The 20,683-nt window shown below is 29.3% G+C and carries 21 protein-coding genes, 1 pseudogene and 1 riboswitch; all 22 genes and pseudogenes read left to right on the top strand.

Features of this window, described 5'->3' with window-relative positions:
- The first annotated feature begins 29 nt into the window (after positions 1-29).
- A complete protein-coding gene (locus J2Z24_RS08445; protein ID WP_146750579.1) occupies positions 30-1,280 on the top strand; it encodes a hypothetical protein in 1,251 nt (416 codons plus the stop codon).
- Positions 1,281-1,315: 35 nt separating this feature from the next.
- Positions 1,316-1,972, top strand: coding sequence for a class I SAM-dependent methyltransferase (locus J2Z24_RS08450; RefSeq protein ID WP_051593267.1), 657 nt, complete (start codon positions 1,316-1,318; stop codon positions 1,970-1,972).
- A gap of 75 nt (positions 1,973-2,047) precedes the next feature.
- Positions 2,048-2,407, top strand: coding sequence for a class I SAM-dependent methyltransferase (locus tag J2Z24_RS08455; RefSeq protein WP_051593266.1), 360 nt, complete (start codon positions 2,048-2,050; stop codon positions 2,405-2,407).
- A 14-nt stretch (positions 2,408-2,421) separates the two neighbouring features.
- Positions 2,422-2,574 (top strand): hypothetical protein, encoded by a 153-nt coding sequence (locus J2Z24_RS08460; RefSeq protein WP_156950235.1) that lies wholly within the window; start codon positions 2,422-2,424, stop codon positions 2,572-2,574.
- Between the two features lie 30 nt (positions 2,575-2,604).
- Positions 2,605-2,895, top strand: a complete 291-nt coding sequence (locus J2Z24_RS08465; RefSeq protein WP_035148092.1) for a hypothetical protein — start codon at positions 2,605-2,607, stop codon at positions 2,893-2,895.
- A 1-nt stretch (position 2,896) separates the two neighbouring features.
- The gene (locus tag J2Z24_RS08470) at positions 2,897-3,133 is read left to right on the top strand and encodes a DUF2164 domain-containing protein (RefSeq protein ID WP_035148090.1); all 237 of its coding nucleotides are present in this window, start codon (positions 2,897-2,899) and stop codon (positions 3,131-3,133) included.
- A gap of 217 nt (positions 3,134-3,350) precedes the next feature.
- Positions 3,351-3,572: an anti sigma factor C-terminal domain-containing protein gene (locus J2Z24_RS08475; RefSeq protein ID WP_035148089.1), complete on the top strand. Its 222-nt coding sequence runs from the start codon at positions 3,351-3,353 to the stop codon at positions 3,570-3,572.
- A 51-nt stretch (positions 3,573-3,623) separates the two neighbouring features.
- Positions 3,624-4,262 (top strand): hypothetical protein, encoded by a 639-nt coding sequence (locus tag J2Z24_RS08480; protein ID WP_035148088.1) that lies wholly within the window; start codon positions 3,624-3,626, stop codon positions 4,260-4,262.
- A 238-nt stretch (positions 4,263-4,500) separates the two neighbouring features.
- A complete protein-coding gene (locus tag J2Z24_RS08485; protein ID WP_035148087.1) occupies positions 4,501-5,289 on the top strand; it encodes a DUF6348 family protein in 789 nt (262 codons plus the stop codon).
- Positions 5,290-5,403: 114 nt separating this feature from the next.
- Positions 5,404-6,030, top strand: a complete 627-nt coding sequence (locus J2Z24_RS08490) for a DUF2238 domain-containing protein (protein ID WP_035148085.1) — start codon at positions 5,404-5,406, stop codon at positions 6,028-6,030.
- A gap of 27 nt (positions 6,031-6,057) precedes the next feature.
- Positions 6,058-6,954: a DUF4261 domain-containing protein gene (locus J2Z24_RS08495; protein WP_051593265.1), complete on the top strand. Its 897-nt coding sequence runs from the start codon at positions 6,058-6,060 to the stop codon at positions 6,952-6,954.
- A 443-nt stretch (positions 6,955-7,397) separates the two neighbouring features.
- Positions 7,398-7,906: pseudogene (locus tag J2Z24_RS21340) on the top strand (cell division protein ZipA C-terminal FtsZ-binding domain-containing protein).
- A gap of 391 nt (positions 7,907-8,297) precedes the next feature.
- Positions 8,298-9,716 (top strand): SWIM zinc finger family protein, encoded by a 1,419-nt coding sequence (locus tag J2Z24_RS08510; protein WP_035148084.1) that lies wholly within the window; start codon positions 8,298-8,300, stop codon positions 9,714-9,716.
- Positions 9,717-9,725: 9 nt separating this feature from the next.
- Positions 9,726-11,618, top strand: a complete 1,893-nt coding sequence (locus J2Z24_RS08515) for a HEAT repeat domain-containing protein (RefSeq protein WP_035148083.1) — start codon at positions 9,726-9,728, stop codon at positions 11,616-11,618.
- A 30-nt stretch (positions 11,619-11,648) separates the two neighbouring features.
- A complete protein-coding gene (locus J2Z24_RS08520) occupies positions 11,649-12,743 on the top strand; it encodes an ATP-binding protein (protein ID WP_035148081.1) in 1,095 nt (364 codons plus the stop codon).
- Positions 12,743-15,049, top strand: a complete 2,307-nt coding sequence (locus J2Z24_RS08525) for a DUF5682 family protein (RefSeq protein ID WP_035148150.1) — start codon at positions 12,743-12,745, stop codon at positions 15,047-15,049. Before J2Z24_RS08520 ends, J2Z24_RS08525 begins: the two co-directional genes overlap by 1 nt.
- A gap of 1 nt (position 15,050) precedes the next feature.
- Positions 15,051-16,244: a VWA domain-containing protein gene (locus J2Z24_RS08530; protein ID WP_035148079.1), complete on the top strand. Its 1,194-nt coding sequence runs from the start codon at positions 15,051-15,053 to the stop codon at positions 16,242-16,244.
- Between the two features lie 76 nt (positions 16,245-16,320).
- Positions 16,321-16,422: riboswitch (purine riboswitch) on the top strand.
- A gap of 188 nt (positions 16,423-16,610) precedes the next feature.
- A complete protein-coding gene (locus J2Z24_RS21345; RefSeq protein WP_241392962.1) occupies positions 16,611-16,769 on the top strand; it encodes a hypothetical protein in 159 nt (52 codons plus the stop codon).
- Positions 16,770-16,778: 9 nt separating this feature from the next.
- Positions 16,779-17,057: an amidohydrolase family protein gene (locus J2Z24_RS21350; RefSeq protein ID WP_278320934.1), complete on the top strand. Its 279-nt coding sequence runs from the start codon at positions 16,779-16,781 to the stop codon at positions 17,055-17,057.
- Between the two features lie 24 nt (positions 17,058-17,081).
- A complete protein-coding gene (locus J2Z24_RS08540; RefSeq protein WP_035148077.1) occupies positions 17,082-17,879 on the top strand; it encodes an FAD binding domain-containing protein in 798 nt (265 codons plus the stop codon).
- Entirely contained in the window at positions 17,870-18,322 is a 453-nt protein-coding gene (locus J2Z24_RS08545) for a (2Fe-2S)-binding protein (protein WP_035148076.1), read from the top strand. Before J2Z24_RS08540 ends, J2Z24_RS08545 begins: the two co-directional genes overlap by 10 nt.
- Entirely contained in the window at positions 18,322-20,598 is a 2,277-nt protein-coding gene (locus J2Z24_RS08550) for a xanthine dehydrogenase family protein molybdopterin-binding subunit (protein ID WP_035148075.1), read from the top strand. Before J2Z24_RS08545 ends, J2Z24_RS08550 begins: the two co-directional genes overlap by 1 nt.
- The last annotated feature ends 85 nt before the right edge of the window (positions 20,599-20,683 follow it).

Here is a 20,683-nt window from a genome sequence, read left to right on the forward strand (position 1 = left end):
TTTTAAAATTTACATTTAGAGGTGATCATATGTTTAATAAAAAAATGCTAAGCTCAATTTTGATAACAATTGTTTCAATTTCTCTTTTTGCAAAATGCGGCAGCGCTAACAAGAAAGCTAGCAAAAATGAAGTTAAACCTAGTACTACTATTAATACTACAAGTAATAGTAAAAATAAGAATAAAAGTAATTCGGGCACAATTAGCTCAGGACTTTTAATAGGCTTACGCTATGATCAAAAAGCTGATGCAAATAAGGATGAATTTAATATGCCATCAAAAGAATTTAGAACCTTATGGATATATAATGATGGCAATAAAATTATATTAAAGGAAAAAGATAAATCAATAGTTACACCATATAAAGATAATTTTTACGAAATTAAAAATGATCATTTTCAGCTTAAAGAGAAGAATAAAGAAAAGCAAAGTGAAGATTTTTATTTAAAGTACAAATCTTATTATAGTTGGAACAATATAGTAAGTAAAATTATAGGGTCAGCTGATAAGCATCTTTTTACAGAGAAATCTTTCAAAAAGAAATATAATACCTTAGATAGTAATTGGCCATTTAAGTCAAATATAGAGAATGTGAATTATATAGGTAATAATTATGCATGTATAAATATTGATTACTATGAAACCGGTGGTGGAACTTATAGAAGTGGAAAAAATGATATAAAACTATTCAATATAAGAAGTTTGGGAGATATCAATGATAGAGAAAAAAATGAAAAACTTTATAATTTGTTAGATGGGGATGTTAAAAAAGAAATTAAAGCTTTTGTAGACAAAAAAAATAATGAATTTAAGGCGGAAAATGGAGACAAACAGACGCCATTTGTTAAAGTTGAGAAGATTGTAGATATTGATAATTTATCACTTGGTAGAAAAGAAGGAAAATGGATAGTTCAAATACCAGTCTATGAAAAATATAGTCATGAAGGTAATGGTAGCAATTTTTATAAAATAACAGAATTTATTTATTATAAGTGTAAATTACCATCAACAATAACATCCTATGATAGTTTATACCTTCCATGGGGAAATATTAAGCAAGCAGTACCAGATGCAGTAGATGCAATATCCTCACCAAAAGGGGATCTAATGGCAGTGATTACGAAAAAAGAAATATTAATCTTTATAAATCCTAAGAAGGATATGAAGGAAGCTGATCTAAATATTCCATTGAAGAGCAATGAAGCAGTAATATCAAATCAATGGGCCATGGGTGACTATGTAAAAAAATGGAATAATGAATTAGGGAAGATATTCAAGTAAATTTAAAATTAAAACTCTGGTATGAGGTGAAATTTTTGAAAGAAGATATTGTAAAAAGTTTTAATAAAATTGCATTATTAGATGATAAATGGGATCATAATCAAAATTATGAGAAATTGTTGCTTAGCGAAGTTGATAGTGGTTTGAAAAATGCATTAGATATAGGATGTGGAACGGGAGAATTCACCCAAAAACTTTCCAAAAGAGTTGATAGTGTGCTAGGAATTGATATCTCTCCTATAATGGTGGAAGAAGCCAAAAAAAGACATACTTCGAACAATATACAATATATTGTTAAGGATTTTGATGAACTAAATGAAAATACAAAATACGATTGTATTGTAAGTGTTGCGACATTTCATCATTTAGATATAGAAACAGCTTTACCCAAAATTAATCGAATCTTAAATAAGAATGGTATTTTAATAGTGCTAGATCTCTATGATAGAAAAGGATTAATTGATTTTGTTCTTGATTTAGTTGCAGTACCAGCAAATCTTATATTAGAAAAACTAAAAAATGGAAAAACGAAAGAGCATGTTGAAGAAATTCAAGTATGGAAAGAGCATAGTAATCTTGATAATTATATGACTTACAAAGATCTAAAAAAAATATATAATAATCATTTTGGAAATTCTATAAAGTTTAAAAGACTATTATTTTGGAGATACATAATGATTTATAGGAAATGAGGATGATCCTTTTGTTAACAAACTGCTAAAACTAGATTAGTATGTATTAATAAATGTCTAAAAGGAGAACATTAAATGAATAACGAAAAACAAAAGTTTATAGAAATATGGGATAAGGTTGCACTTACATTTGGAAAAATAGGACCTAAGTATTGGGATAAGTTTGGGAGCAGATTAGTAGAATTTTCAAATATTAAAGAAGGAGCAAAAGTATTAGATATAGGAACGGGAAGAGGGGCTTCCTTGTTTCCTACAATAAAAAAGATAGGAAAAGATGGATATGCTATAGGTATAGATATTTCAGAAGTTATGGTAAGAGAAACATATAAGGATATTTCAAGGCAACATATAAATAATGCAAAAGTGCTAAAGATGGATGTAGAAAGCTTAGATTTTATGAATATATATCTTAAGCATATTACGAAGAAAATTTAAAAGAACGTATCAATTTGAAAATATCAAAAGAACAAGAAAGATATTTATCACATACTAATAAAGCATCTATTAATGAAGCAAAGGTTAATTCTCAGTGGATACTCAATATATATGTTCAACATGTGGAAGATGTATATGTATTTACAAGAACAAAAAGATTTATGTAAAATTTAAATTGCAATTTAGGAGGAAATAACATGGACTATGCAATTATTGGAATAGTATTAATTGGAGTTTTCACAGTTTTAAGTAGTATTAATACACTAAAAAATGATGTGTCATGTATGAATTCAACTTTAAATAAAATTGCTAAACAGGTTGGAGTACCTAAACCAGATATAGATAATGAATTACGTGCTCTTGTTTCAGAAGGTAAAAGGGTACAGGCAGTTAAAAAGGTAAGGATGGTTTCAGGACTCTCCTTAATAGAAGCAAAAGAGTATGTTGATTCTTTGGAAATTATAGAAAATAGATTTAAAGGAGAATAATATGAAAGATAAAAATAAAATCAAATTAACTAAAGAAAAAAGAGAAGAGATGATTTCTTCTATAAAAAATTATTTTTACAATGAACGAGAAGAAGAATTAGGAGAATTGGCTTCAAGTTTAATTTTAGATTTTATTATAGAAGAATTAGCACCAGAATTTTATAATCAAGGAGTATATGATTCTTATACATATATGAGTGATAGAATTGAAGATATACTGTCAATTCAAAAATATTAGTTTAATTTATGTGTTGTCATAATGTTTTTATGTTTAAATATTATTTAGAACAAAAATATAAAAGTAAGGCTTAATTTGTAATATATAAGCAAGTTAGGTCTTATATTTTTTATAAAAAAATAAAGCTAACATTGCTTTTATTAGAGAAGGACACGTTTTGGCAATAAATTGAAATAAATATGAAGATCGAGAATTAGGTGCATTTAAAAATACTACTTTGGATATTTTAATTAATAATTTACTTAAATCTATGGAAAATAGCAGTAATAAGAGATATAATAACCTATATAATGAACTAATAAGTAAGGTCTATAAAGATTCATCTAGTATACCTGTTTTAGGAGTAATAGTATATGGTACTAAAGATGAATTAAAAGCTTTAAGTGGAAATTCTCATATAAAGGCCCTATCTGTTGGGGTTATAACAGATAGGTATTAATAAAATTTTAGTATATATGAATAAAGTACAACTAAATGAAAGGAGAAATTTATGAAGAAATTATTATTAACTGGTTTAATTACACTGTCATTAGCTGGATTGGTAGTTGGATGTGGAAATAAAGAAGTGACTAAAAAAAATATGCCATCAAAAACAGAACCAGTTTCATCTTCAACTTCATCAAATGAATTAAAGAATAATGAAATAAAGGAAAGTGAAGATAAGGCAAAGAGTGCAACAAAAACAAAGGATGAAACAAAGCCAAAAGAGGAAATAGAAGTAATAAAGAATGAAGTAAAAAAGATAAATAATAAACCCCAAAATGAAGTAAAGGGGAACAAAACGGACTATAAGAGTAAAAAATTTGGATTTTCACTTACTTTCCCCGAAAGTTGGAAAGGTAAATACAGAGTTGAAGAAAAGGATAATAGCTTATCAGTTTACTTTCAGCCTAAGGAAAAAGTAGGAGATGGGTTAGGGTTATTTTTTACTATTATTAAAAAAACTAAGGATTTAAATGAAGAATTTTATGATTCTATATATGGGTGTGAAAAATACTACAAAATAAATGGAGAAACTTACTTTTTAGGTGGACCAACAGATGTAAATTTTCCAGAAACACATGCCGAATTTAAAACATTTTTGACAATGAAAAAGGAAATACCACAAGTTATGAAGACATTTAAATAATATATGTTATGACTTTAAAAAAATATATAAATAGTAGATCAAATTATAGTAATGAAATATAGTTAATGTGAGAACACTATAAAAATTTATTAAAACCAAATAAATTTTTATAGTGTTTATTTTTTATTACATTAATAGAATTAAAGAAAGCGAAAATAGTTATCGATAACAATATAGTGAAAATATATTATAAATGGTTAAAAATAAAATTTAATATATTATTTGGGGGAAAACAAGAGTGAAAATTAGAGCATATATAAAAAATATTTACAAAATATTACAAGATATGTTTGGTTTTAAAAATAAAAAAGATGAAATTGATACTATAAATTTAAGTGAAAATGAAAAAATTCTTTGGTACTTAAATAAGTCAGTTAGAGATATGAATATTCAAGGTGAAATATTAAATGGTTCATTAGTATTAAATGATTACAATATAATAATAAAAACTCAAATTGGGAATAGAAAACAACATCCTAATGTTATTGTTTTACAACTTGATTTTATACTTTGGAATAAAGATATTTTTAATGAAGGAATATATGAATCTTTAGTTGGTCTTGCAGAAGGAAGTGATATAGAATCAGCAATTAAAAATGGAGTAAATTCATTTGTAACAGGAGCCTTAATTCCAATTATTAATTCTTTTGATGACATACATAATCCAGAACTTGATTTTAAAAAAGAGTATGATGGTATTAATAGACTTTGGCATCCTAAAGTTGGTCCTTTACAGGCTCAAGGATATTTTGATGCCAATAATACAGATGAAAATAGAATTTTTGATATTTTAAAAAATGATATAAAAGAGAAAATAACTAATAAAAGAATGTATTGGATAAAAGTATATATTGCTCGTCAAACTGATGGATGTATATTATCTCAATGTACTATAAATAATGAGCCCTTTTATTCTGCACAAAATAAGATAGAAGAATATGCTAGAACATGGAAGGTTACAGGACAGTTTAAAGCTGAAAAACAATATATTATCCTTAGACAATGTGATAAAACATGGAATTTATAGCTTAAAGATATAATAGAATAATATTTTCTAATTCTACATAGACTATTAAAATAACTTTTTATAAATATTTATAATAAGCTGAAATAGATGAATGTAAAATTGGAGTGTATAAATATGAATATAGTTAAAGAAACTAAAATACATATTACTTTATTACTAATATTTGGATTAGCTTTAATTGTGTCAGCTATTAAGCCCAAGAGTTATTTAATATGGTTTCTGGAAGCAATCCCTATTATTATAGGAATTGGCATATTGATAGTTACTTATAAAAAATTCCAGTTTACAACTTTTGTATATATACTTATTTTGATTCAGACAATTTTTATGGTAATTGGAGCACATTATACCTATGTGGATGTGCCTTTATTCAATTGGATAAAAGAAGCATATGGATTAAGCAGAAATCATTATGATAGATTTGGACATTTAATGCAAGGTATTATACCTGCTTTTATTGTAAGAGAATTATTAATAAGAAAGCTAAAGCTTAAAAAGGGATTAATATTATCAATATTGGTTGTTTGTATTTGTTTATCAATAAGTGCTTTTTATGAAATAATTGAATGGGGAATAGCTATGTTTTCAGGAAAACCATTAGAAGATTTTTTGGGACTTCAAGGAGATGAATGGGATACCCATTGGGATATGTTTTTAGCTTTAATAGGTTCTATAATCACAGTATTCATATTTTATAAAATCCATGATAAATATATAAATAAATTAGAAAAACAAAAATAAATAATTTGAACTGAGGAGAGTACAATTATGTTTGAACGGAGAAAAAAGAAAGAAAAACAACGAGAAAATATTGAAGAGCAAGAGAAAATAGAAGATGGGTTTATATCAGTATATAATGTTGAGTTACTATATGAACAAATGCCTAATTTTTCTATAGAATCTTTATTAAAAAGATTAAAAGAAAGATGTGGGAATGTAGAAGTGTTAACTGAATCAAAAGATAATGATTTAATATCTTTTATTTTTCACGATTATCTTGTTGAATACAAGGATAATAAAAAATTACCAGCTCAATGTATAATTGCTAAAGCTAATAAACAAATGGAAGTACAATCATTTGAAAGTAGTATTCAACAATCCTGGGAATGGAGAGAAGCAGAAGATGGAATTAAAAAATGTAAGTATTCTTTTTTAGTCTCAGAAATGATGGCAGCAGGTCTTATATATAAGGATAGATTAGAATTATTTCAAAAAATTTTAGTCTCTATTATTGAAGAGTTTCCATGCACAGCTATTAATTGGACCCCTAGTGGACAAATTGTTAATCCGGCTGCATATATTGAGTCGCAAAAGAATGGATCAAAATTAGGATATTTGTATGGAGCAGTAAACGTAAGATTTTTGAATATAAGCGATGGTGCTGAAAATGAAATGTTGATGGACACGCTAGGATTAGCTGCACTTGGAATCCCGGATTTACAGTGTCATTTTATAGACTTAGATCCAGGAAAAGTTGGTAGTCTTTTATATAATTATGCATATTATTTATTTCAAAATGGTGATGTTATAGGGGATGGGCATACAGTAGAAGGTGTTGAAGCAGGACAAAAGTGGACATGTCAGCATGAGTTCTCATTGGTTAAACCAGAAAGAATAGTATTGGATATTAATCCTGGTAATAGACATGCTGCTGGAAATAGATAAAGTAATTTAGGAGGATCAAAATGGATGCAAATTTACCAGCTAAAGGAACAGAAGATGTATCATTTTTATTAAAGATTAGTGATGAAGAAACTACTATAAAGCAAATTGGAAATTTAATAGTTAGGGAGCCAAATGAAGATTTTTATTGGTTAGTTGATGTAGAATTTGATGATTTTACAATGTCAGATGAAGATATAATAAAACTCTTAAGAGGATGTATTGTATATGGACATGTTAAAGATTTAAATGTATGGACAAGTGTTGGAAGGAGACAGCATGGACCTTGTATATATGATAAGATAAGCATTTGTATTGATGTTTATGATAATGTAAACAATGAGATTTGTGTTACATATGATAAACTTGAAAATTGTATAGAAAATATTGAAAAAAAATTTAAAACTATGGGTAGTGCTAAAATTGTTCCTAGAGAAAATATACAAATGGCAATAAATAAAGGAAATAAACTAAGTGATTTTTTTCAAAATGAAGAAAAATTTGAACATAATATAGGTTTAAAACTCTTATCAGATAAGCATAGTCCTTATAAGGGCAAGGATATATGGGATGTAATGCTGTGCTTAGGAATAGAATGGGGAGATATGGATATTTTTCATGCAGAAAATAAGTCACAATTTGGTGATGATTATTTATTTAGTATTTCTACAACAACAGAGCCAGGATTTTTTGGATACATACAATGGCTGAAGATACCTTTGATGATTTAGTTTTTGTTATTAATATTGCAAGGAATTCAAATCCATTGAAAGCTTTTAATGCTATGTGGAGAGCAGCTGAATATATCCAAAAAAGACTAGGTGGTTCATTGTTAGATGAGACACATAGGGAAATTTCTAAAGACAATTATATAGAAATTATTAATAACACCATTGGTAGATTTAAAAAGTGGGGATTTAAACCAGGAGAAGATGTAGCATTATTTTTATTTTAACCTATAATATTTTAAGGAGCTGTCGCACTAAAAATAAATTCTACAATATATTGTGTTAACTTTAAACTTGCAAAACAATATATTGTATGTAAATTTCTTAGTACCACAGCCCTTTTTGCGTGTTTATCTTATATAATCCATGGGTTGATAAAAATATTGGATATATAAGCAAAAAAATGTTGAATAATCATTTTAAATATATTATTATAAAAAAAGAAATTTAACCATTTTATGGCGAAACAAGAAGAAAAAGAATGTATTTAATAATAATTATGAAAAATACATATAAATATTTTTATATAGTATTTTGATTCAATAAATTATTAAATAACAGTGACTTTGTGAAAAAATTTAATTTTATTAGAAATGTTAATGAAGGGAAGTTGATACAATGATAAATTTGAGTAAGGAATACATAGATTCCCTTGCAACTAATGCTAGTGCTATGAAGAATGGAAATAAATTATCAAAAGATGGATCTTTTGTAAAACTTAATAAATCTGAAGATGAATCAATAATATTTGGAGAATGTAAAGGAAGCGGAAAAAATAACTATTTATGTTCTGCGGATTTTATAAATGAAAGTAATCCAGTATTTAGATGTAGTTGTCCAAGCAAGCAATTTCCTTGTAAGCACACTTTAGGTCTTCTGTACGCATTTGTGGATGGCAAGAAATTTACAGTTGAGAATATACCAGAAGATATTATTGAAAAGAGAGCAAAAATTGAAAAAAAGGAGCAAAATAAAATAGAAAAGAAGAAAGCTCCTGCTAAGAAGAATAAATCTGCTATAAAGAAAAAAATAAATGCTCAATTAGAGGGAATTGAACTTTTAGATAAAATAGTTAAAGGTATTTTAAAGCAGGGATTTGCAAGTATACATAAAGAAAATATAAAGGAGTTAAATTCTCAATTAAAGGAGCTAGGAAACTACTATATACCAGGGGTTCAGGCAGAGCTTAAAAGACTTATTGAAAAAATTTTTGATAGTGAAGTAGATAATGAAAATGCTTTAATGCAAGCAATATATTTAAAATCTCTTGTAAAAGAAGGTAAAAAGCATCTGCTAAATAGATTAGAGGATGAAGAGATGAATCTTTCTGTAAGTTCTGATATGGAAGAATTATTAGGACATGCTTGGAAGCTTACAGAATTAGAGGAATTAGATCAATTCAAAAAAGATGTTAATTTAGTTCAACTTTCATTTTCTTCATATGTAGATACTGCCAGAGAGGAATATATAGATGAGGGAATCTTTTTAGATTTAAATACGGGAGAAATAAGAAACACTTATAATTACCGTCCACTTAGAAGAAAGTCTGATGCTGAAGGAGAATATGCACCAAATTGTTTACTAGAGATTCCTACTTTATACATATATCCTGGACAGTTAAATTTAAGAGTTAGATGGGAAGAAATGATTATAAAAGAAATGCAGCAGGAGCATTATGAAAAAGCTTTTAGTTTCGGTGAAAAATCATATGCCCATGTTATAAAAAAGATAAAAAATTATATTAAAAATCCTTTAGTAAGTAAAATGCCTAGTATACTTTTAAGGTACAGTACCCTAGGAAAAGTAGAAAATAATTGGGTAATCGAAGACGAGGAAGGGAATAGATTAGTTTTAAATGAAGACGAATATGATTTAGGGTATAAAACAGGATGTAGAATATTACCTTTACTTAATTCTAAGTATATGAAGGATGGAGCTATGTTAGTGAAATTTCATTATAATATTCAAACTAGAAGCTTAGAACTATATCCACTTAGTGTACTTACTGAGAACGAAATTATAAGACTTACTTATTAGGAGGAAATTATGAGTATAGAATTATTAATAGAATTACAAAAAGAATGTACGGAGTTAGCTGTAGCAGGAACTGATCTTTCTATAGGTAATTTTAAACTTGAAAAGTTGTTGCCTAAATTTGAAAAGATTGGAGAAAAGATAAAACTATTTAAAATGGTTTCAGATAGAATAAAAAACCTTTTGAATTCAGAAAAAGAGGAAAGTGCAGACAATTTAATAGCTTTATCAACTTTAGTAAATGCAATACTACTTACTCAAGCACAAACAGGTATAGAAGGGAAAATAAATGTTTTAGAAGGATGCAATAAAAAGATAAATACATGTACTCAAAATCGCAAAATAGAACCAGTAGTTCAGGCTTTAACCAGTACTGGTGGAGGACGTTATGCAGTAATAGAAGAAGCTTTTAAAGAAGGAGTTTTTTCTGATACTAGATTACTTCCCTTATTAATAATGGGTTTAGATGACAAATATGCGGAGATAGGCCAACTTATTTATGACAAACTTTCCTTGCATAGCGATGAAATTCCACTTTCTCTTTTACAGGAAACTTTTAATAGGCAGGGGAAAAAAGGAGATGCTTTAAGGCTTAGACTTATAGCTAAAGGGCTAGAAGATGGAGGAAGAGAACTCTGTATTAATTTATTAGAAGATAGTTCTAAAGAAGTTAAAGTTGAAGCTGTAACTATTTTAGGTAATTTTAATGATACAGAAGGAATTTTGACAGATAGAACAAAAGCAGAAATCTTACTAGAGCAGGCAAAATCAAAAATAAAAGACATTAGAAAAGCGGCTTATTTGGGTCTGGTAAAAATAAATACAGAGGATGCAAAGGAAGAATTAAAAAAAGCTATTAAAAAAAGTGACTATAATATAGTTTTAGAAGTTATGGAAGAAAATTATTTAGAAAACTATGAAAATGGTGTTCTAAATCATGCTGACATTCTAGTTACGGGATTAAAAGATGCTTATGGAAAGATGGTTAAAAATAATACTCTTAGTAATCTTGACAAGATAATTGAAATATTAAAAGAATTGAGAATTTATAAAAGTGAAGAAGCATTTAAATTTTTAATAAAATGTCTAGAAGAAGACATTATGGTAGATTGGGAGAAAACTCAATATAGTAATGTTATGTCAGTAGAAAGATACATAATTAACTGTATAGCAGAATATGAAAATATCCCACAAGAAGTTTTAGAATTGATAGAAACTAGAAAAGAAAGAAATGGTGGTAGAATTTTTGATTTGGCCTTTAAAGTTTCTTTAAACAATAGAAAGTCAGAAGAAGTATACGGAATATATAGTCCTTATTTTATAAATAAAACTATAAAAAAAGATATTCTAGAGAATGCATTGGAGCATTTTTCAAAGTATTTAGGATATACAGATAGAAATTGCGCTAGACACGGTTGGTATAGAAATTTAGGAGAAGATGAAATTAAAACAATGCTAGAACCTGTTTGTAAAGAATTTGATAAAAGATGGATTAATATATTTAAAGAATATAGTGCTTATGGACTACTTGCTTATACCATAGATGAAAAAGATACAGCTACAATAGAATTTATGGCTAATAAAATAAAAAATTTCCAACATATGAAAAAGGATGTTAGAGCAAGGTTTAGAGAATATTCAATTGCTTTTATGGACATTACTATAGGACTAATAAAGATTGGACATGAACAAGCTTATGAAGCTATTTTAGAAGATTTAAAAAATCCAAGAAGTTTTAGTACTATGGATGAAATGTTGTTATTTATTCCTTATTTACCACAAAGCTATAGGGAAGATTTGAAAAAGTTTATAAAGGATTCAAGAAATAGCGACAAGTATGTTAGTAATTCCTATGAAGCTACAAGATTAATAACAATGGAAGATATTTTAAATAGCTTCAAGTAAAAAAATATTGAATTTTAGGAGTTGTAAAAAATGAAAAAGGCAGATAATAAGGTAATGCGTTTACCAGCAGAAAAATTATATGAAAAGGAAATTAAAGCTTTAATTAAAGGTGAAACAGAACCTGTACCAGAAGGATGGCAGATGTCTCCAAAGTCTGTTAGAACTTTTATTCTAGGTGGTACTGCAGGCAAAACTCAGATAAGTCCTAAATATATAGGAAATGAAAGATTAGTTGAAATTGCTATTGCAACTTTAGTAACAGATAGGGCACTACTTTTAATAGGAGAGCCTGGAACCGCAAAATCTTGGTTGTCAGAAAATCTTACAGCGGCAATTCATGGGGATTCCTGTAAGGTGGTTCAAGGAACTGCTGGTACTACTGAAGAGCAGATAAGATACTCTTGGAATTATGCCATGCTACTTTCCAATGGTCCAACAGAAGAAGCACTAGTTAAAACACCTGTATTTAGAGCTATGGAAAATGGACAAATTGCAAGAATAGAAGAAATTTCACGTTGTGCATCAGAAGTTCAAGATGCTTTAATATCCATTCTTTCTGAAAAAAATATAGCTATACCAGAACTTAATACAGAAATTCATGCTAAAAAAGGATTTTCTATAATAGCAACAGCTAATACTAGGGACAAAGGGGTAAATGATATGTCTTCAGCACTTAAAAGACGTTTTAATATCATTGTTTTACCTACACCTAAAAATATAGAAACTGAAGTGGAAATAGTAAGAAAGAGAGTAGAGGAGATTTCATCAGGTCTTGATCTTCAAGCATCACTTCCAACAAAAGATGCTATATCAAAGATAGTAACAATATTTAGAGAGCTTAGAGAAGGAACTACTGTAGATAAGAGCATGAAACTTAAATCACCTAGTGGAGTTATTTCCACAGCAGAAGCTATTTCTCTTTTAACAAATAGTATGGCTCTTGCAGGAAGCTTTGGAAATGGTGAAATTCAAGATATTGATATTGCAGCAGGGCTTCAGGGAGCAGTAGTTAAAGATGAAGATAAGGATAAAATGGCGTGGAAGGAATATCTAGAAAATGTAATGAAAAAAAGAGGAGCGGAGTGGCAAAATTTATATAGAGCTTGCAAGGAGCTAAATATATAATGGAAAAAGTAAATGTTTTTGGAGTTCGCCATCTTTCACCTGGTAGTTCATATCATTTGATAGAGTTTCTAGAAAAAATAAAACCTACAGCAGTATTAATTGAGGGGCTGCAGGATGCAAATGAACACATTAAGTCCATTGTTAATGCCAAAAATAAAGCTCCATTAGCAATACTTGCTTATACGGATAGTGTACCAGTTAAAACTATACTATATCCTATTGCTTCTTATTCTCCAGAATATCAAGCTTTATTATGGGCAAGTAAAAATAATTGTTATTCAGCATTTATAGATTTGCCATCAGATGTATCTTTAATGTTAAATATTCACTCTAAAAAGGATGAAAGTATATTAGATGAACAAAAGGATAGCTTAGAATATATACATTATGAAGATTCAATATATGAAAAGATAGCTAAACTTTCTAATGAACCAAATTATGAGACTTATTGGGAAAGAAATTTTGAACATATAAAGGATTTAGAAACCTATAGAGAAGCAATTTTTAAATTTTGTATGGAAATTAGAAATTTAACAGAAGAAAGTGAAGCTATACACTGCAAAAAAGAATATGCTAGAAATTTAATCAGAGAGGCATTTATGAGAAGGCAAATTAAAAATACTATTTTATCTGGGCATAAACCAGATAAAATAGTTGTTGTAACGGGAGCATATCATGCGTCTGCAATAAATATGGATTTAGATCCTATGAGTGATGAAGAAATAAATGCTTTACCAAGGATAAAGACAAATATTACTTTAATGCCATATTCCTATTATAGATTGTCAAAGCAAGGAGGATATGGTGCAGGTAATAAAGCTCCATTTTATTTTAAGCTGATGTGGGAATGTTTAATAAACAATGATTTAGATAAACTGCCTTCATTGTATTTTACAACTTTAGTAAATCATTTAAGACAAGCTGGTACTTATAGATCACCAGCGGAAGTAATAGAAGGTGTTAGACTTGCAAAGTCTTTAGCATATCTACATGGAGATAAAACACCTACATTAATAGATATTCAAGATGCCTGTACCGTATGTTTGGGACAAGGAAGGCGAGCTGTAGTGGCTGAAGCTATGGCAAAAACCGAAATAGGAACTGAAATTGGACATATAGAGGAAGGAGTAAGTCAAACTCCTATACAAGATGATTTTTATAGAAAACTTAAAGAATTAAATCTTGAAAAATATAAGAGTACTGTTTCACAGGATTTAGTTTTAGATTTAAGAGAAAATAGAAGGATTAAATCAGAGAGACTGGCCTTTTTAGATTTAAGAAGATCTGAATTTTTAAATAAGCTTAAAATATTAAATATAAATTTTGCTGTGGAGAGACATGCTTCCCAAGATAAGGCTAGTTGGAAAGAAGAATGGATACTAAAATGGACTCCAGAATCTGAAATTCAATTGGTAGAGGCAGTTTTACTTGGAAATAGTGTGGAACTTGCTACAGCCTTTAAATTAGACCAATTACTTAAAGAATGTGAAGATATCAAAGAGGCTTCAGAGCTTATTTTAACAGCTTGCAAATGTGGAATGGAAAAGGCTGTTGAGGATGGTAGAAGCATAGTTCAAGGATTATCAATAGATGCAGGAGATTTTGTTAAGATAGCTAAGACTCTTAAAAATATTTATCAGGTAATAAATTTTGGTAGCTTAAGAAAAATTGATACTAGTAGTTTAACTGAAATAGTAGAGCAATTATTTTTTAGATTAAACCTTCTATTGATAGATTCTTGTAATTGTAATGATGATAGGGCAAAAGAAATGACTACTGCAATATGTGATATTAATTCCATAGTTGCAGATTCTAGTATTAATTTGAGTAATGAGTTTTGGACTGAAAAGCTTATAGAACTTTCAGATAGAGATGATAGAAACCCTAAACTTTCGGGATATGCTGCTGGAATTCTACTAGAAGAAAATAAAATATCTGATGAAAAATTATCTATGGAAATATCACGTAGACTATCACCAGGAGTAGAGGTGGATTTAGGAGCAGGATGGTTTGAGGGATTAGCTTCAAGAAATCACTATACCCTTGTTTCAAAACTTATTATTTTAGAAAAATTGGATGAATATATAAGTTTTTTGGATGATGAAGAGTTTCGCAGAGCATTAGTATTTTTAAGAAGAGCTTTTAGTGAATTTACTCCTGAACATAAAAGATACATCAGTGAAAATTTAGGGGAGCTTTGGAATATAAATAATGAGGAATCAGAGGAAGAATTTTTAAATACCTTAGATGAAATAAATGAAGAGTCCTTTGAGAACTTAGAAGATTTTGATTTTGGAGATATATAATATGGATAAAAAGAAGTTAAAACGATGGAGACTAATACTGGGAAGTGAAAGTGAAAAAACCTTTCAGGATTATGATAAAGAAGGATTTTCCTTAGATAGTGATGAGCAGATCATGGATGAAGCATTGGCAGCTATATATGATGATACTTCTTCAAGTAATTCTATAGGTGGCAATGGCTCAAAGAGTGCAAGCCTTGCTAAGTCATCACCGAGACTTGCAAAATGGCTTGGAGATATTAGAAAATATTTTCCAGAGGATACTGTAGCTATAATACAAAGTGATGCTATAGAAAGAAAAAATTTAACACAGCTTATATTTGAACCAGAAGTTTTAAAAGATGTTAAGCCAGATATTTCTATGGTAGTTACACTTTTAGCTCTTAGGGATCAAATTCCAGAAGAAACAAAAGATACAGCTAGAGAATTAGTTAAGAGAGTAGTAGAGGATATAGAAGAAAGATTAAAAAATGACATGGTAAAAGCAGTAGCTGGATCTATAAATAAAAGAGAACATTCACCTATACCTTCACTTAAAGCTATTGATTGGAAATATACTATAAGCAAAAATTTAAAAAATTATGATGTAGAGCAGAAAAAAATTGTTCCAGAGAAGTTCTATTATTTCAATCGTGCAAGGGATTCAAACAATTGGACAATAATACTAGACATAGACCAAAGTGGTTCTATGGCGGAATCAGCTATTTATGCGTCAATTGTAGGATCTATATTTGCTAGTATAAGAGCTCTTAAAACTCATGTAATTGCATTTGATACAGAGGTTGTAGACCTAAGTGAAGAATGTGCTAATGATCCAGTAGATATGATTTTTGGAATACAGTTAGGTGGAGGAACAAATATAAATAAATCAGTAGCTTACTGTGAGAAATTTATAACTGAACCTAAAAAAACTATTTTTATACTTATTTCTGATCTCTATGAAGGTGGAAATGAAGCTGATTTAATAAGAAGAGTAAAGGATATGAAAGAAGCTGGAGTGACAGTTATATGTTTATTAGCTATATCAGATAATGGGGTGCCAGCTTATGATGAAAGATTAGCTAAAAAATTTGCTAGCTTTAGCATACCTACTTTTGGTGCTACTCCAAATGCATTGCCACCATTAGTGGAAGCCGCATTAAAAAACAAAGATTTAGAAGAGTTAGCTAAAAGTTTAAATAAAAGTGATAAACTTTGATTTTAACATTATGTTGATATTTTCACAAAAATGTCATATCATAATATTAGAAAATAAAACGAATAATAATATACAAAAAACAAATGTTGTTCGCACTTGTATATGCTGGATAATATGGTTTCAGCGTTTCTACCAGGCAACCGTAAATAGCCTGACTATGGGTGTTTATATTATGATTTTACTTGTGAAAATTTCAATATTTTAGAACTAGTATAGGAAAAAGTATAATCATGTATGTAAACTCCTGAAGAAAATTCGGGAGTTTTTTTATTTAAAAAATCTACACTAGTTACTAAAATAAATATATTAGGTGCACATACAATTTGGCTTATTGATAAGGAAATTGACTTATTCCGTTTACACAATGTGAAATCATCACATAATCCAGCAGCAGCTATGAAAGTTTTAGGATTTGCAAAAGTTTATGAATTGATTCATAAAGGAAGAACACTAAATCCAAAAGCAGTTCCAGCAGAGACTATACTTGAAATGGCAACTATAAATGGTGCAAAAACACTTCTTTAAGAAGAGGAAATAGGAAGTCTTCAAAGTGGAAAGAATGCAGATCTTATAGTTATAAATCCAAAGGGAATAGGCAGCATGCTAATACATGACCCAATAGCTAATATAGTTTATTCAATGCACTCAACAAATATTGAATCTACTATGTGTAATGGTAGATGGATAATGAAAGATAGGAAAATAACATTTATATCAGAAGAGAATGTATTAAATGAAGCAGTAAAAATGGCAGATTCAATAAGAAAACGATCTGGCATAATACTTCCAAATCGTTTTCCAACAATAAGATAAAGAATGTTTTAAGGAGGAAAAATAGTGTTTACTATAACAGAGTTAGTTCAACCACAAACAATTGAAGAAGCTTATTCAATACTTATTTCTAGAAGAAGCAATACTGTTCTAGGTGGATGTGCATTTTTAAAAATGGGGAAAAAAAGTATAGGAACAGGTATTGATTTATCTAAGTTAAATTTAAATTATATTATAGATGAGAAAGAATATATAAAGGTAGGTGCAGGGACTACATTTAGAGATTTAGAGGTAAGTTCTATAATAAATAATAATTTTAATGGTGCTTTATGTGACTCAGTAAAAAATATAATAGGTGTTCAATTTAGAAATATAGTTACTGTGGGAGGTACTGTGTTTTCAAAGTATGGTTTTTCAGATTTAATTACTGCACTTTTAGCTTTAGATACTGAAGTAGAGCTATATAAAGGAGGAAGAATGTCACTAGAAGATTTTTTAGTAAGACCTTATGAAAAGGACATTCTTTGCAATATATATTTAAAAAAGAATAGAAGAAAAGCTGTATATAAAAGTTTTAGAAATTCTTTAAGTGATTATGCCATATTAAATGTAGCTGTATCTGAACTTAATAATCAATGGAAAGTTGTTGTAGGTGCAAAACCTATGGTAGCTAGTATTGCTAAAAACGCTTCTAAATTATTATCAAAAGAAGGAATAAATCAAGCTATTATTGAGAAAGCAGCAAAGGTTGCTTCGCAGGAATTAAGCTTTGGGAGTAACATGAGAGCTTCTTCTCAATATAGAAAAGCAATTTGCAATACATTGATTAAAAGAGCAATTATGGAGGTAATACAATGCAGATAGACATTATTGTAAATGGAAAAAGACATTCTTTAAATGTTGATAAGGATGAATTTTTATTAGATACATTAAGAAAGATAGGTTATCTAAGCGTTAAAAGAGGCTGTGATACTAGTTGTTGTGGATTATGTACAGTTTGGTTAGAGGAAAAACCCATACTTTCATGTTCCACTCTTTCCATAAGGGCAAATGGTAAAAACATAACTACTATTGAAGGACTTCAAGAAGAAGCAGAGAAATTTGCAAGAATTCTTACTGCTGAAGGAGCAGAGCAATGTGGTTTCTGTAGTCCAGGCTTTGTTATGACTGTTATAGCTATGAAAAAAGAGCTTATTAATCCAACAGATGATGAAATAAAACATTATTTGGCGGGTAATCTTTGTAGATGTACAGGATACATGGGGCAATTAAGAGCAGTCAAAAAGTATTTGGAGGTAGAGTATTAATGAAAATTGTAGGAAAACCATATACCAAAATTGATGGAATGGCTATTGCCACTGGTAAGCCTGTATATACTGAAGATTTAGCTCCAAAAGATGCTCTTTGTATTAAAATTTTAAGAAGTCCTCATGCCTATGCAAGGATTAAATCTATAGATATTTCAAAAGCTGAAACAGTTGAAGGGGTTGAATGTATTTTAACTTATAAGGATGTGCCTAAAACTAGATTCACTTTAGCTGGACAAACTTATCCAGAACCTTCTCCCTATGATAGACTTATACTTGATGAGATAATGAGATATATAGGAGATGAAGTAGCTATTATAGCTGCAGTTAATGAAAAGACAGCCTTAAAAGCTATGAAATTAATAAAGGTTGAATATGAAATTTTTGAACCTGTACTTGATTTTGAAAAAGCAATAGATAATCCTACAGTTATACACAGAGAAGATGATTTGCATTGTAATATAGATATTGGAATGCAGCAAGAAAGAAATATAGTATGCACTCATAATGTTGAATTTGGTAATGTGGAAGAGGAAATTAAAAAATGCCCTGTAGTTATAGAGAGGACCTATTATACCCAAGCTCAAGTTCATGCTATGATGGAAACCTACAGAGCATTTAGTTATATTGATCATACAGGAAGACTAGTAGTTGTATCATCTACACAAATACCTTTTCATGTTAGAAGACAACTTTCAAGAGCTTTAGGTATATCTGCAAGCAAAATAAGAGTTATAAAACCAAGATTAGGAGGAGGTTTTGGAGGAAAACAAACTGGTGCTGTTGAAATATTTACAGCTATAGTTACATGGAAAACTGGAAAACCTTCAATGATAGTTTATGATAGAAAAGAAACCTTTACTTGTACAACAGGTAGACATGCTATGAGATTAAAAGTAAGACTTGGAGCTGATGAGGAGGGATTAATTAAAGTTGTTGACATAGAAGGGTTATCAGATACAGGAGCTTATGGAGAACATGCTTGTACTACATTTTGGGTTGTGGGAGAAAAAACACTACCCCTTTATAATAAAGCTACTGCTCTTAGATTTAGTGGTAATGTAGTTTATACAAATAAGGTTACAGCAGGAGCTTTTAGAGGGTATGGAGCCACTCAGGGAACCTTTGCTCTTGAATCTACCATAAATGAATTGGCAGTAAAATTAAATATGGATCCAACGGAAATAAGAATGAAAAATTTAATGAGACAAGGGGAAAGGTCTATTGCATTCGGTGGAGAAACTTTTTATAGCTCAACTTTAGATAAATGCATTGAAAAGGGTAAAGAAATGATTCATTGGAATGAAAAATATCCTTCAAAAGAAATAGATTTTAACAAGGTTAGAGGAGTAGGGATGGCTATTACAATGCAAGGATCAGGTATAGCAAATATTGATGCTGCTTCAGCAGAAATAAGGGTAAATGAGGATGGAAGTTATACATTGTTATTAGGTTCTGCAGATATGGGTACTGGTAGTGATACTATTCTTTCACAGATGGCCTGTGAAGTTCTTAATACATCAATGGAAAATATAACTGTTATTGCAGCGGATACAGATGTATCTCCTTATGATCCAGGTTCTTATGCTTCAAGTACAACTTATGTTACAGGAATGGCAGTGGTAAGAGCAGCAGAGGAACTTTTAATAAAGATAAAGGAAGCAGCTGCAAGGATACTAAAAGTTCCAAAAGAGAATGTAGATTTTGACGGAGAAGCAATAATAGTAAACAATAAAGAAGAGTTAACTTTGAGAGAGTTAGCTCAGAGAGTTATAGTTGGTCCTAATTCAAAGCAACTTACAGGTATGGGAACTTATGGTAGTGAAATTTCTCCACCTCCTTTTGTAGCAGGTTTTGCAGAAGTTGAAGTTGATAAGGAAACTGGAAAAGCAGAACTTATTGATTATGTTGCAGTAGTGGATTGTGGAACTGTAATAAATCCTAATCTTGCAAGAATACAGACTGAAGGTGGAATAGTACAAGGAATAGGGTTAGCAATGTATGAAGATATAAAATATAATTATAAAGGTAAAATGGCTACAGATTCTTTTATGCAATATAAGATACCTTGTAGAAAAGATATTAATAGTATAAGAGTAGAATTTCAGGAAAGTTATGAGCCAACAGGGCCTTTTGGAGCAAAATCTATAGGAGAGGTAGTAATAAATACACCAGCTCCAGCTATAGCAGCTGCAATATATAATGCAGTAGGAGTTAATATAAGAACATTACCTATAACTCCAGAAAAGGTATTTATGGCTATGCATAACAAATAAAATTATAAAAAAGAAGGAGTGTGGTTTAAAACATACTTCCTTCTTTACTTTTGTTTATGCATATGAAAAATTAAAACTTGATAGC

Origin of the sequence: Clostridium tetanomorphum (assembly GCF_017873215.1) — a bacterium.
Lineage (GTDB): Bacteria > Bacillota > Clostridia > Clostridiales > Clostridiaceae > Clostridium_AO > Clostridium_AO tetanomorphum.